At 41.7% G+C, this 13,041-nt stretch carries 15 protein-coding genes and 1 tRNA gene; 8 read left to right on the top strand and 8 right to left on the bottom strand.

Annotation, left to right across the window (positions count from 1 at the left end; translation table 11 throughout):
* Positions 1-1,787: N-6 DNA methylase (locus QXS89_07125; protein ID MEM3831945.1), on the bottom strand; the 1,787-nt coding region annotated here is incomplete at its 3' end.
* A 191-nt stretch (positions 1,788-1,978) separates the two neighbouring features.
* On the bottom strand, positions 1,979-2,140 hold the full coding sequence (locus tag QXS89_07120) for an AbrB/MazE/SpoVT family DNA-binding domain-containing protein (GenBank protein MEM3831944.1): 162 nt from the start codon (positions 2,138-2,140) through the stop codon (positions 1,979-1,981).
* Positions 2,141-2,422: 282 nt separating this feature from the next.
* On the opposite strand from QXS89_07120, the gene QXS89_07115 reads away from it, so the two are divergent.
* The 3 genes from QXS89_07115 (at position 2,423) to QXS89_07105 (ending at position 4,236) form a co-directional block, all read left to right on the top strand.
* Positions 2,423-2,689, top strand: coding sequence for a hypothetical protein (locus QXS89_07115; GenBank protein MEM3831943.1), 267 nt, complete (start codon positions 2,423-2,425; stop codon positions 2,687-2,689).
* Between the two features lie 167 nt (positions 2,690-2,856).
* On the top strand, positions 2,857-3,693 hold the full coding sequence (locus QXS89_07110) for a helix-turn-helix domain-containing protein (protein MEM3831942.1): 837 nt from the start codon (positions 2,857-2,859) through the stop codon (positions 3,691-3,693).
* 84 nt (positions 3,694-3,777) lie between these two features.
* Positions 3,778-4,236: a hypothetical protein gene (locus tag QXS89_07105; GenBank protein MEM3831941.1), complete on the top strand. Its 459-nt coding sequence runs from the start codon at positions 3,778-3,780 to the stop codon at positions 4,234-4,236.
* Positions 4,237-4,238: 2 nt separating this feature from the next.
* On the opposite strand, the gene QXS89_07100 is transcribed toward QXS89_07105, so the two are convergent.
* The gene (locus QXS89_07100; protein ID MEM3831940.1) at positions 4,239-5,069 is read right to left on the bottom strand and encodes an aldo/keto reductase; all 831 of its coding nucleotides are present in this window, start codon (positions 5,067-5,069) and stop codon (positions 4,239-4,241) included.
* Between the two features lie 291 nt (positions 5,070-5,360).
* Entirely contained in the window at positions 5,361-5,846 is a 486-nt protein-coding gene (locus QXS89_07095) for an NUDIX hydrolase (protein ID MEM3831939.1), read from the bottom strand.
* Positions 5,847-6,040: 194 nt separating this feature from the next.
* On the opposite strand from QXS89_07095, the gene nagA reads away from it, so the two are divergent.
* The 3 genes from nagA to QXS89_07080 all read left to right on the top strand — a co-directional run bounded on the left by nagA (position 6,041) and on the right by QXS89_07080 (position 8,155).
* Positions 6,041-7,207, top strand: a complete 1,167-nt coding sequence (gene nagA, locus QXS89_07090) for an N-acetylglucosamine-6-phosphate deacetylase (GenBank protein MEM3831938.1) — start codon at positions 6,041-6,043, stop codon at positions 7,205-7,207.
* 50 nt (positions 7,208-7,257) lie between these two features.
* Positions 7,258-7,331, top strand: a tRNA-Thr gene (locus tag QXS89_07085).
* 122 nt (positions 7,332-7,453) lie between these two features.
* Complete coding sequence (locus QXS89_07080; protein ID MEM3831937.1) at positions 7,454-8,155, top strand: dolichol kinase; 702 nt, start codon at positions 7,454-7,456, stop codon at positions 8,153-8,155.
* Positions 8,156-8,214: 59 nt separating this feature from the next.
* On the opposite strand, the gene QXS89_07075 is transcribed toward QXS89_07080, so the two are convergent.
* From QXS89_07075 to QXS89_07065, 3 genes are all read right to left on the bottom strand, one after another.
* The gene (locus QXS89_07075; GenBank protein MEM3831936.1) at positions 8,215-9,624 is read right to left on the bottom strand and encodes a sodium:solute symporter family protein; all 1,410 of its coding nucleotides are present in this window, start codon (positions 9,622-9,624) and stop codon (positions 8,215-8,217) included.
* The gene (locus QXS89_07070; GenBank protein ID MEM3831935.1) at positions 9,617-9,811 is read right to left on the bottom strand and encodes a hypothetical protein; all 195 of its coding nucleotides are present in this window, start codon (positions 9,809-9,811) and stop codon (positions 9,617-9,619) included. Before QXS89_07070 ends, QXS89_07075 begins: the two co-directional genes overlap by 8 nt.
* Positions 9,812-10,000: 189 nt before the next feature.
* Positions 10,001-10,657, bottom strand: coding sequence for an MBL fold metallo-hydrolase (locus QXS89_07065; GenBank protein MEM3831934.1), 657 nt, complete (start codon positions 10,655-10,657; stop codon positions 10,001-10,003).
* A gap of 268 nt (positions 10,658-10,925) precedes the next feature.
* Here QXS89_07065 and QXS89_07060 point away from each other — a divergent pair, with 268 nt between their 5' ends.
* On the top strand, positions 10,926-12,293 hold the full coding sequence (locus QXS89_07060; protein MEM3831933.1) for a M20/M25/M40 family metallo-hydrolase: 1,368 nt from the start codon (positions 10,926-10,928) through the stop codon (positions 12,291-12,293).
* An 18-nt stretch (positions 12,294-12,311) separates the two neighbouring features.
* The gene (gene tsaA / locus QXS89_07055; protein MEM3831932.1) at positions 12,312-12,827 is read left to right on the top strand and encodes a tRNA (N6-threonylcarbamoyladenosine(37)-N6)-methyltransferase TrmO; all 516 of its coding nucleotides are present in this window, start codon (positions 12,312-12,314) and stop codon (positions 12,825-12,827) included.
* 16 nt (positions 12,828-12,843) lie between these two features.
* On the opposite strand, the gene QXS89_07050 is transcribed toward tsaA, so the two are convergent.
* The coding region (locus tag QXS89_07050; protein ID MEM3831931.1) for a hypothetical protein at positions 12,844-13,041 on the bottom strand (198 nt) is incomplete at its 5' end.

Here is a 13,041-nt window from a genome sequence, read left to right as displayed (position 1 = left end):
AGCATTGGTGCGAAAGCGTTTCTTATTATGGAAACCCACACATCATTTTTTCCCTCTTCCTCGAGCTTTAGCAGGGTAGCATAGAACCCTGTTAACACCTCTAGCTCGCTGTTCGATATGTCTTTGAAGACGTATTTAATCCTGTTCTTGAAGTCATCGGGTCTATACCTGCTTCTCAGCGCGCTGGTTGCCTCTGATAGGATCCTCGGTAGGAGTCCGCTATCCACGATCCTCACGGGCAGTTGGAATTCTCCGACAACTGTTTTGAGCACGTAGACGCTTTCAGAGAGAGTCGTCTTCCTCTCAACCATGAGGGAGTCTGCTAGATATACTGGTATCTCTATTATCCCTCTCTTTGGCAGGTCAGCTATCATGAGCAGGTAGTTGGTTCTAGCTGTCAGCACAGCTATCGGGTTTAAATCGTATCCTACGACGTTGCTCAGTAAATGATCTACTAGCACGTCCTCTAAATAGTGCTCTCTAGCGTAAGCTCTGAGTCTTGCAATATACCTTACTAGGAAGGTTCCCGATCCGCAAGCTGGGTCGAGGACCCTTATCTGAAGCGGCTTTAACGGATCTTCAGCTCCCATCTTCTCCAAGTTCTCAAGCGTGAGCCCTACCTCATCTAGGAGGAAATCCGCCAACCAGTCTGGTGTGTAGTACTCACCTAGTCTATGTCTTATGTCTCTTGGAACAAGATTTTGGTAGAGCCTCTTCAGCAGGTCTCTAGCGTACTCCGGCTCCAGCTGTGGTGTTGCTGGCTCGTAATCCGCTAACCTCCTGACGATCTCAGCCAGCACGTCAGCTAGATCCTTATCCAGCTCACCAACATACCAGGAGAAGTAGTCTCCCTCGAGAAAGTTCTCGAGGCCGAACATCCTGAAGATGCCTCCGCTCTCAAGCTCAGCTAGAGCAGCTCTTAAGGCTTCAACACCACCGCTTGTGTATTTGTCGTCCAGCTCTGCGATGTAGGACTTGTAGAACCTGCCACCGCCATATAGGTAGACAACTTCTGCGGCCAGCAACTTCATTATGAAGGCATAGTATGTCTGAATAGCGAATATCAGAGCATCATAGTTAACATTGCCTGCTATACCGTAGTCAGATGCCAACTCGCGGAGTTCTTTAAGCTTCTCAGGGTCGTAGCCAGTTGCCTGCTTGAAGAGCCTCATCCAGTCATCGAAGAGAGTCTTGGTCCTCGGATTGGTTGAGCTCAATAGCTTCCTGTAGAGAGTACTTACAGCTCTCATAGCTATGCTAGACCTAGGCCCGAAGTCGCTTAGTAGAGGATCTACTTTTAGAGCTTTCCTCCTTAATCCTCTGATCGCTTCTATGAGCTTGATAACGCTCTCTCTAGTGATGTCGTAGGGTCCTCTCAGTATCCATGTATCCTGAGGCTTATAGTATCTCACGAAAGCTATTCTATCGCTTATTATGACTCCCAGATACCTATCCCACAAAGCTTTGCTCTGCGCCTCCTTAGTGATATATCCGATTACCTGCTCCTTAGCTTCAGCTATACTAGATGCTGATGAGAGCTTGCCGGGAGCCTTATACTCAATTATCACATGGCCATACAGCGCATCAGCTCTAGCACCTGAGACTAGAGTATACTCATAATGACCATACTGAGTCACACCAAGAGGCTTCAATATCTTCTCTTCAATACACCTTACTGAAACCCACACTCTAACATCCTCCTCATTTCTAGCCATGCTCACGTGCTGCTTAAAGCAGTTCACAACATCAACTATATCTATCTGAGACACAGAAACCTTACCACTCATGCTCAAGCCCTCGCTCACAATCTAATCGCGAAAGATGAGCGCTTACCTCTCGATGAAAGCCCTCGTAGTAGTTGAACACACCTTTACACTTAGGACACTCGAGCCTTCTAACCTCATAGAACCCGTACTTCCAGGATTCTCTTAGCATCTTGAAATCCTCCAGGCTCGATTCAAGCCCGCAGAAGGGACATCTAACCACTTTGCCTACCCCGTGCTTTTCTAATGTAGACTGTTCCGTTCTCGAAAACCCACTCTATCTCGTCGTTCTCTCTCAGCTCCAGTAGCTTGCGGATCTCTCTGGGGATGGTTGTTCTGTAGTACCTGCCGATTCTGGTGCGAGCCATAACAGGCATGAACACTATAGCACCTACTATAGAATTCTAGTTCTAAGCATAAAAATGAAAGCGGTCAGAGCCTTCGATCAGTCTCTCCATAGTGATACTACCATCAGCAGGCAGGCTACCCCTGGTATTAGTGTGCTGGAGCGTGAAAGACTTCTCGCAGAGTAGCAGAGAAATAAAGGTGTAGAGATTTAGTTCTGGGTATGTGTTTGAAAAAGTTTTTCTACTATAAAATAATAAAGAGCTAAAAGTATTTAAACCCTCTTAGCAGAAAAGAAAAATCGGAGACGATATATGAGGATGAAGATAAGAGAAAAAGAAGATCTAGTGAAAGCATCGTTCGCGATATTCGAGGAATTAGAAGAGCATGACATGTGCTCAGAATATGAAGATGAAGAACTGCTGAGAGAAATAGTAGGAAAAATAGGAGGAGCATACGAGTACGGGTCAGATGTTCTAGAGTGTGAAAACGGATCAGTAGAAGTAGAATTTAGAGAAGGAGAAATAAGAACAAAAATACAGAGGAAAACCTTTTCATCATATAGGATAATGGAGAACTAAAAGCTTCAGTGGTGTAGCTTTTTAAACTTCTAATGATCTCCGCCAAACTTTGAAGAGCTAGATATTGGGTGAGGTGGTTGTTTTTATAGTGTATCTGGTGTTAACGTGTTTACTGATTGTACTTGTTCTTTAAATACTACCCTGTTAATACTAGTTTAATGGTAGGTATGTTATCTGAAGAAGAATTGGATCTTCTGAGAAAGCTGTGGGATCAGGGTGTTAGTGTTAGGGATATCAGCAGGATTCTACGTGTTAATCCTAAGATTCTATATGTTTATGTGAGAGTTAGCGGTCTTAAGCCTAGGAGGCGGAGTACTAGGTCTAAGATTTCTGATAAGGATCTTGAGATTATAAGAGATCTGAGATTTAAAGGTTTTAGTATTAGAGAGATCGCTAGAAAACTAGATGTAAGTCCTAGAACAGTATCTCTATATCTCAAAGCTATGGGGCTTATACGTAGAAGAATATCTAGATGCCCTCAGATCTCTAGAGAAGATCTTTTGAAACTCTCTATAGAAGGTTTAAGAGATATAGATATAGCAAGAAAATTCAATACATCTATAGCATGCGTATCCAAGTATAAGAAGCTCTACAAGATTAGCAAGAGAAGCATTAGAAAAGAGGTTAACAAGAAGAAAACTGAGGAAATAATAGATAGAATAATAAGATACGTAGAAGAGAAAGGCTTCACAACCAATAGAGAGCTTAAACAGATCAAGATAAACATCAACGAGAAGATTCTTAACATGCTGAGCGAGAGAGATGAAAACATTAGATGGCTCAAGATCAAGTACACCTCAACAAATAAATTCACAATACTACCCACAAGACTAGGAGGTTTGATCCTGATCTACAAAGACATAGATAAAGCCAGCAGATACATATACTCACAGATAATAGATAGAAGAACACCAGCTAGAGTTGTAAAATACCTTCTAAAACTCAATAAAATACCTCAGGAGATAATAGATAGAATAATCCTCTACATAAGATCAGGAGAGTAAAACCAGATCTAAATAGAAAACAACACACAAGATCTAGAGATACTCTTATTATGCCTCTCAAATAATTTCTCTCAGGTGCATCTAATGAACAAGATCCGATTCATAACAGCCTTAATACTCATAATACTAGGAATCCAGATTCTAAACATAATAACAGCCTCAGAAGAAATACTCCTCCAACAACCCACAAACACTGAAACCAATACAAACACCACAAACATCACCACCATCACCACAACAACCACCCAAACCCTAACCCTTATCGTCTACCCACTCACAACACTCACTCAAAGCACTATAATCCAGCTGATAGACAACACCACAACAACAGCTATCATAAACATAACAACAACCATATTCACACTAGCACCAACAGAAACATACACAGAATATAAATTCATAAGCTTCACAACAACAAGACCTCCCGAGATAACCGAGAGAGGTGCGTGGATATCCGCCGGCGTTATCGTAGGAGTCCTCCTAGGACTTACAATAGGCTACGCCTACTACGCCAGAGGTATCACAATAAGAAGAAGAAGATAGAATCAAAAACTTTTATACCTCTCACTAATCCTTCTCCAATCAACCTCATTAAGCCTCCAACCAAGAGATCCTGCAATCTCCTCAATATGCTCCTTCTTAGAAGCCTTAGGTATGGGAACCACATTATCAATCATAATCATCCAATTAAGAGCTACCTGAACAGCAGTCCTCCCATATCTAGCTCCGATCTCTCTCAGAAAATCATCTCTAGCTACAACACCCTTCTCCAGAGGTGTGTAAGCTATATACATCATACCCTCTCTCTGAGCATAAGGAATCACATCTCTCTCATCTCTCCTATGATACAGACTATACCTGTTCTCAATAGCTACAACATCATACTTCTTAGAACAGCTCCTAGCACTCTCAACACCTTCAACACTGAAATTGCTCAACCCATAAAACCTGATCACACCCTCATCAACAAGCTTCTCAAAAGCCTTAATAGTATCACATATATGAGCACTCTCACTAGGCCAGTGAAGAAGATACAGATCTATATAGCTTCCAAGACGTCTCATACTAGCTCTAGCAGACCTAATAACAGAATCATAAGAAGCATTAGTAGGCCACACCTTCGAGATAACAAAAAGATCCTCTCTATCAAACTCTTTAACAGCCTCACCCACCAGCTCCTCAGCATGTCCTCCTCCATACATCTCAGCAGTATCCACAAGAGTTATACCCAGCTCAAAACCTCTTCTGAGAACCTCAACACTCTCCCTATCCCTACTATAATCAGGACTCCACGCACCCCCGCCAATACCCCAAGTCCCCATACCCAGAGCAGGTACACGACCGATCTTCTTCACATACTTATACTCACGAGCCATGACAACCACTTCAAGAAAAAATCTTATGATAAGAAGCATATTAAATAAGATTCTAGAGATCACCAACTTAAACATGTAAAAGATCTAACATCATACAACACATACGAGATATCTTCCACACCATATATCTTCTCAACCTAATACAATAAACACCGAAAGCAGTAGCAACATGATGACAACCCCACTAAAAGCCTGACCATGCTATTCACAGCTGACTGCAGTACTAATCAATCTATCAGCCGGAGTAAGGCTTATGAAAAACCTCTTCTCAATATATTTCTCGAGATATACTCAAGCTTCTTCAAAATCTTCTACTTCTACAAGGTTTAACACTGGCGTCTTCATAATATCTCTCCCTCTAGACACAAGCATACTAGCCACAGCTCTAGTACCTCTAGCCACATCTTCTCTTCTTAAAACCTCCTCTAGATCCAGCCATGATACCTCAGAAGCATCACCACCAGCTCTAAGAGATCCTCTCAAACTCTTCTCATCGAAGAGCACATCAAGTATCGTATAATGATATAAAACCCTACCAATTCTATCTCTAACGACCACATTAACTATGAACATCACACCAAGAGGCTCTGCTTCAAGTCCTGTCTCCTCCGCAAGCTCTCTCCTAGCGGCATCCAGGATCCTCTCACCAGCTTCAACAACACCTCCAGGAATAGACCACATACCCTTAGCCGGAGGAAACCCTCTTCTCACGAGAAGAATCTTTTCTCCTCTTACTAGTATAGCTCCCACACTAGTTATAGAATAACGAGGATACACTCTCAAGAGCGCCACACCAGAGATTGTTTATAACAAGATTTTATATAGTTGTATCATATTATCTCTTGATGATGAACAAAGACCACTGCTGAGAGATGCTGAAGCGGTGGCTGCCTGATCTACAGAAGATCTGTGAGACATGATCTATATCCAATCCTTTTTATAATCGAATCACCAGATTTCTGGGAGAGATAATGCATATTCTTCGAAGAATAAAGATCGCAACACCCGAGAAAATTATTGAGAGAGGATTCATAGTTATCGAGAGAGGATTTATAAAAGATGTAGGCGAAGGATCTCCGAACACAAACCTCGGATCTTCAGAAGACCTCGATAGCATGATAATCATCCCAGGATTCGTAGACACCCACACACACGGTATAGAAGGACTAGACATAACACAGGATCCAACTCCGGAAACCTTAGAAGAGATCTCTAGAAGAATCATCAGATATGGTGTGACATCTCTCACACCCACAACAGTCACAGCTCCTCATGAAATACTTGTAAAAGCTTGTGAAAGTATTAGAAAGTATGCAGACTCGAGAAAACCCGGTTCTAGCGCCAGGATTCTAGGTATTCATCTTGAAGGTCCTTACATATCTAGAGAAATGGCCGGCGCTCAAAACCCTGATCATATTAGAATTCCTAGAGCATCAGAATTTAGAGAGTACTGGAACGCCTCAAAAGGTTTGATCTCTCAGATAACTATAGCCCCTGAAATTGAAGGAGGCATAGAATTTATAAGATACGTAAGAGAACACGGTGTAGTAGCTAGCGCAGGACATACTAATGCATCTTACGAGATAGGTGTTGAAGCTGTTAGAGCTGGTATTTCTAAAGCAACTCATTTTCTCAATGCTATGAGAAGATTCCATCATAGAGATCCAGGGATCTCTCTAGCTCTTCTAGAATCAGAGAAAGTCTTTCTAGAGATCATAGCCGACATGATACACCTCCACCCCTCAGTAGTTAAACTCTTGATCAGATATGCAGGAGCTGATAGAATAGCTCTAGTAACAGATTCCATATCAGCAACAGGACTTGAAGACGGAGTATACGAGTTAGGAGGTTTAAGAGTTAGAGTTGAGAAAGGAGTTGCAAAACTAGCCGACAGAGATACTCTAGCAGGAAGCACTCTAACAATGATAAAAGCATTCAGAAACATCATAGACCTAGGCTTCAGCCTGGCAGATGCTTCGAGAATGAGTAGTCTTACTCCTGCTAGAAGTATTAATGCTGATAACAAGTTCATGATCGGAAGAATCGAAAGAAGATTCAGAGCAGATCTAATTGCTCTAGACGAGAAATTAAATATAAGAAGAGTATACATAGATGGAGAGATCGCGTACGAGAAGTAGAGAAGAGATATCAGATATAAAAGCTCTAGCTCTAAAGTATATGTGGACGTGCCGCGGTAGCTCAGCCTGGTAGAGCGCTGCCCTGGTAAGGCAGAGGTCCCGGGTTCAAATCCCGGCCGCGGCTTCATAAGATCTCATGAATGTTTTTAAACATCTTATATCCTGGATCTCGTTAGGCTTAGGTTTTGACTGTTGAGATTAATAAATATTCTACTAGAATATATCAGGGTCTGAAAAGGTGGTGTCATGAGTCTCCTGGAAACCTATATATCGCGTCTGATACCATCTAATATGTTTTCAGAGACAGCATACTCTATAGCTCTCCTCATATATGTTCTAGCTGTTGTCTATGCTACGAAGCTTGTGTATAGCATTCTATCTAGGAGAAACATGCCTCATAATGTGATCGTGTACTATAATAGGAAGATAATCCACGTGTTTGCCGGAGGTGTTGTAGCTCTTCTAGTTCCGATCTTCTTCACATCACCACTTCTACCTATGATCCTCGCACTAGCTCTCGCAATAATGAATTGGATTCCTCATAGAACTGGAAAACTCCTCTACTGGTACCAGGTTGAGGATAACATGTATGAGGTTAATTTCTGCATAGCATGGGGTCTTATAATAGCGGTTTCATGGATCTTCTTCGGAACACCTTTGTACGGTATTATACCAGTTCTATTCATGTCCTTCGGAGATGCTGCCACAGGTTTTGTGAGAAACACTCTGTATAGGAAGAGAACTAAATCTTGGTGGGGTAATCTAGCCATGTTTATAGTGTGTGCTTCAATATCTTACTACTATATAGGGTTATGGGGTATTCCTGTGGCAGCAGTAGCATCATTCATAGAACACTACGAGTTTAATCCTATAGATGATAATATTCTTATAAGTGTCTCAACATTTCTACTACTCATAATACTCTCAAGCCTGGGATTGATCTCCTGATAACACCCTTTATTATCAGAAGAAGGATCGCATGATACTTGCAACATAAAAAGATAAAACTATCTTCTAGCAGATCTACCTAGAATCCTGCTGGGCAACAGTGCTACTAGATAAACTATTAACGAGAGCAGCAGTATAACCAGCTCTCTTGGAATATAAGCTGTCACCACCCTGGCTAGAACCATGTAGAGAGATAGTGGCAGGCATATGAATACAGTTGCTATATACGAGATCTTGTTAGCACGCCCATATATCGAGAATAGATATAGAGGTAGTAGTGGTAGAAGTATTGTAGAAGATGCCACCGCAAGATCTACCACAAATCCCGGTCTAGCTAGAGCGAAGAGATATACGATTAATGTTAGGATCACAACCATTATCTTGCCTATTAACAGTTTAATCCTCTCTGGAACAGGTGTGTCGTAAGAGATCATAGATGATATAGTGAGTATTATAGAGTTGATGGTAGTTGTTGCAGCAGCTATTATAGATATGCCTACTAAAGCTGTGAGTATTATTGGTGTACTGCTTAGAAGCTGTGGTGTGACCTTATTCCAATCCCTATCTATTCTAATATCTAGAACTCCTGTCTCCTCAAGTCCTCTAGCTATTAACCCTACTAGAACAGATATTATAGTGTACGCCAGTCCGAATATCGAGAAGTATAGAACCATCCTAGTATAAGCTCTTCTATCCTTAGGTATGTATAGTTTCTGGAAAACCTGTGGATTAGTTATCGCAAAGAATATCCAAGGTGTTGTATAGGCTATCAGAGTATATGGAGTCCAGAAGCTGTTTAGAGGACTTAAAAGCCCTAGATCTCCTAGAGATGATATAGCTTCCGGAGGCAGTCTGACAGCAAGCCATAATAGGAATGCTACTGCCGAGAATATCATTATAAAACCCTGAACAGCATCAGTCCAAGCAATCGATCTCATCCCAGCTGTTAGAGTTGTCAGAATTATCACTATAGCGGATATAGTAGCAGCAGTCTGATAATCAATCGCACCACGACTTATACCTGAGAGTATCACGGCAGGACCTATTATCTGAACAGATGAATAAGGTATTAAAGCGATCGCGATCATGAAAACCACGAAAACAGTAGCCCAGTAAGAACCATACATATCTCTAAGCAGTTGTGTAGGAGTTATATACCCTCTCTCCCTAGAAATCTCCCATATTCTCACGCCTACAATAGATAGTATTGCTATCGTTGATATCAGATAAGAAAGCTCGAACACCAGAGCACCTACACCAGTAGCATAGGAGAGCCCTACCAAACCCACCATCATAAAAGCACTATAAGTAGTAGTAGCATAAGTCATCGCCGAGATGAAACCTGTAAGCCCTCTACTAGCTATGAAGTAATCCACAGGATCTCCTACTCTAGTTCGGATCCTACTCCATAGAGATACAAATCCTAGTAGCAGTAGATATCCTACTAGCACTACAACTAATTCAATCAATCTCACTCCACCTCCTCAAACGAGCGAAGGCAGTGATCATAGCAGCTAATGTTAGGATCACGTAGACTAGAAAAGTTATCAGACTTCTATCTCCAGACAGTATATAGGGTAGTGCTAGAGATAGCATGATGTATACTATGAGTAGCATGTCCAGCACCTTGATAGAGAAGAGAGGACGTGCGAACATGTGTTCGCACCATCTAGATTTCTACTAGAAAAGTATATAAGCATTAAACTGGAAAATCCTCGGCATATGCGAAGAGATTATAATAACCTGAGAACCTCACACCCTGAGATCGGAGAGGTCGGAGTAGATATAGAATCTCATGCTGAGAATATCTGGATCCTACACGCTATCACATCTCTTATGATCTCTCTAGAGATCTTCTAAGAAACTTCTCAGCACATTATTTCTCTCGATCTCTCTCCCGAGAACCGTCTCAGCACCATGTCCAGGGTATACCAGAGTATCTCTTGGAAGACTGATTATCTTTCTAAGACTTTCTCTCATCATCTCAGGAGATGCTCCAGGGATATCTACTCTTCCAATACTATCCTTGAAGAGAGTGTCTCCCGTGAATATTCTAAGTCTACCACTAGAGCTTTCTCTCAGAATCAGAGACACACTACCAGGACTATGCCCCGGTGTTTCAATTACCTCGATCCTCGAATCTCCCACTCTAATGAGATCTCCCTCTCTAATAAAGCGATCTGGCTTAGGAACTCTAGGAATCTCTATATTAAGATATCGTAGTGCTATATCATGAGCTCTTAAAGCTATCTCAAGATCTCTCTCGTGTATCATGAATTCTGCGTTGAACTCTTCTCTAAGCCTAGAAACCCCGGCAACATGATCGAAATGTCCATGGGTTGCGATAAAACCTATGAGCTTCAGAGATCTACTTCTAATAATTCTTATCATATCATCTAAACCCTCATGCCACCCAGGATCTATTATGAGAGCTTCATTCAAACTCTCGATCATATAACAATTAGTTCTCAAAGGTCCTACAACCCATCTATAGATCCTCATCAGAAGCAGACCCTCACAATATCATCTTATCTAATAATATTAATCTATAGATCCCTAGAAACCAAGTCATGCGAGGACTGCTATCAAGATAGATATCCTCAGATCTTAATTAAGCCTCTCACAATCTTCTATCAATCCTTACTGTTTTTATAAGAAATACTCGTAGATTCTACATGCTAACCAGCGAATAAGGATCACTCGATGAAAATATGAGAGCTGAACCTCTCAAGAGTTTTAAACTCTGAACCCGATTTATCTACAGATAAAAATGCTTGGAAACCTTGTTGAGAAAATATTATCCTACGTAAAAGAACATAGAGAAGATCTCGTGAAAGATGTCGTAGAACTTCTTAGAATGCCTAGCATATCAGGGTCAGGGCTTGGGATTAGAGAGACAGCATCCTATCTAGCTGATTTTATAAGAGAGAGACTGGGAGGATCTGCTGTTCTTCTAGAGTACGGAGGTCATCCAATAGTTTTCGGGAGAATCAAAGGATCCTCCGATAAGAAGATGATACTATACAACATGTATGATGTGCAACCAGTCGAACCTCTAGAGCTGTGGGAATCTCCTCCTTTCGAGGCGAGGATTATAGGAGACAGGATCATTGCGAGAGGAGCTTATAATACTAAGGGAGCTCTCATGAGCTCTCTCCTAGGAATCGAGACATTCATCAGATCTGTTGGAGAACCTCCTCTAGATATACTCATAGTTCTCGAAGGAGAAGAAGAGATCGGAAGTCCTTCAATGCCTAGATTCATAGAGGATAAATTCAGCGAGCTTAGAGGTTCTGAGTTCACTCTATTCGCAATCCCCTCCGAGAGGGTTCCCGGCAAGCCTTCTATAGTTCTGGGGAATAAAGGTATTGTATTTATAGAGCTCAGAGCTAGAACATCTAGATATGATGTTCATAGTAGTAATAGCAGAGGACTTTACAATCCAGCAGCAATTCTAGCAAGAATAGCTTCTCATCTTATAGACCCTCTAGAAGGACCTAGAATACCGTGGCTTGATGAGAAAGCTCTCACACCTACTGAAGAGGATCTGAGATATCTTCAAGATATCAGAGAAGCATCACCTTTAGAAGAACTCGTAGAGATGTATGGTATAAGCAGGACAAGACTATCTGGAGATGACTGGTATATAGCTGTGTACTTCAAGCCGACTGTTAATATAGATGGGTTCACATCAGGATACACAGGACCTGGAACCAAGACTATAACACCTTCAGAAGCTGTTATGAGATTAGATTTTAGAATAGTTCCAGGAATAGAACCTGAAGACGTGATCAGAGGAGTTGAAGATCTTGTGAAGAGACTAGGTCTTTCAGAGTTTGTTAAAATAGAAGTTCACGATGCATATACATGGAGTAAGACAGATCCTAGAAACCCCTACGTCTCACTAGCTAGGGATATCTATAGCGATATGATGATGAAACCATATATAATACCCATGCTACCAGGGTCGGCACCCGCATATCTTTTCACAAGAAAACTTGGAGTACCTATGATATCAACAGCTCCTGGACATGGTGGGAGAGCTCATGCTCCTAACGAGTATATAACAGTGGATACGATACCAAAGATCGCAGAGTATGTAGCAAGACTTCTTCTAAGATTACGAGAGAGAATATAATGAGAGAGGCTGCCTACCATGGATACCCCGGATGTTAAAATAGATCTAAGACCTGTAGGATTTGTAAGAGTATCTCTACCAGATGATAGTGTTGCGAGAGCTGTCAGAGGAGTTCAGGGATCTATAGAGATACTGCCCGAATACGAGGAAGCTCTCGAAGGTATTGAAGGCTTCTCACATATAATAGTTATAGCATACCTGCATAAAGCCATCTCAAGACGTGGAGTTCTCAGGGTAAGACCTAGAAAATTCATGAGATACGGACTTTCCGAGGAAGAAATACCTGAGGTAGGTGTCTTCTGCACAGACTCACCTCATAGACCTAATCCCATAGCTGTTTCTATAGTGAGACTTCTCAAGAGAGAAGGTAGGATTCTACATGTTGATGGTTTGGATCTATTTGATGGAACTCCGGTTCTAGATATAAAACCCTACACACCATCTCGAAGAATAGAAGGTATAAAGCTTCCAGAGTGGTATATATCACTCCTAGAGAAGATTAGAAGAGTCTGCCCCGAAGCTGTCGAGATATGAGATGGTATTTAGGGGTTCAGCTCTTATATAAGTTTATGTAAGTTGTTTTCATCGCCTCATATTTCTTCCCCTGCATCGGTCTTGGGATTGCATCACCCTTGGGGGCGTTCAGGGGCACCCCTAAACCCCCACATCTTAAGTATCTATGAAATAGGTTTATACATGCGATTACAATTTCGAAAGCCTCGCCCTTTAGGGCGGGGATGGTGTGGTA

The organism is Sulfolobales archaeon (assembly GCA_038881635.1).
GTDB lineage: Archaea > Thermoproteota > Thermoprotei_A > Sulfolobales > AG1 > WYEN01.
The sequence above is the reverse complement of the archived record's forward strand: the minus strand, read 5'-3'. Positions and strand labels throughout refer to the sequence as shown.

What these genes read in the sequence shown, in the direction of transcription:
- QXS89_07120 (MEM3831944.1), bottom strand. Translation starts at nt 2,140, where the DNA reads ATGCCTGTTATGGCTCGCACCAGAATCGGCAGGTACTACAGAACAACC.
- QXS89_07115 (MEM3831943.1), top strand. Translation starts at nt 2,423, where the DNA reads ATGAGGATGAAGATAAGAGAAAAAGAAGATCTAGTGAAAGCATCGTTC.
- QXS89_07110 (MEM3831942.1), top strand. Translation starts at nt 2,857, where the DNA reads ATGTTATCTGAAGAAGAATTGGATCTTCTGAGAAAGCTGTGGGATCAG.
- QXS89_07105 (MEM3831941.1), top strand. Translation starts at nt 3,778, where the DNA reads ATGAACAAGATCCGATTCATAACAGCCTTAATACTCATAATACTAGGA.
- QXS89_07100 (MEM3831940.1), bottom strand. Translation starts at nt 5,069, where the DNA reads ATGGCTCGTGAGTATAAGTATGTGAAGAAGATCGGTCGTGTACCTGCT.
- nagA (MEM3831938.1), top strand. Translation starts at nt 6,041, where the DNA reads ATGCATATTCTTCGAAGAATAAAGATCGCAACACCCGAGAAAATTATT.
- QXS89_07080 (MEM3831937.1), top strand. Translation starts at nt 7,454, where the DNA reads ATGAGTCTCCTGGAAACCTATATATCGCGTCTGATACCATCTAATATG.
- QXS89_07070 (MEM3831935.1), bottom strand. Translation starts at nt 9,811, where the DNA reads ATGTTCGCACGTCCTCTCTTCTCTATCAAGGTGCTGGACATGCTACTC.
- QXS89_07065 (MEM3831934.1), bottom strand. Translation starts at nt 10,657, where the DNA reads ATGAGGATCTATAGATGGGTTGTAGGACCTTTGAGAACTAATTGTTAT.
- QXS89_07060 (MEM3831933.1), top strand. Translation starts at nt 10,926, where the DNA reads ATGCTTGGAAACCTTGTTGAGAAAATATTATCCTACGTAAAAGAACAT.
- tsaA (MEM3831932.1), top strand. Translation starts at nt 12,312, where the DNA reads ATGGATACCCCGGATGTTAAAATAGATCTAAGACCTGTAGGATTTGTA.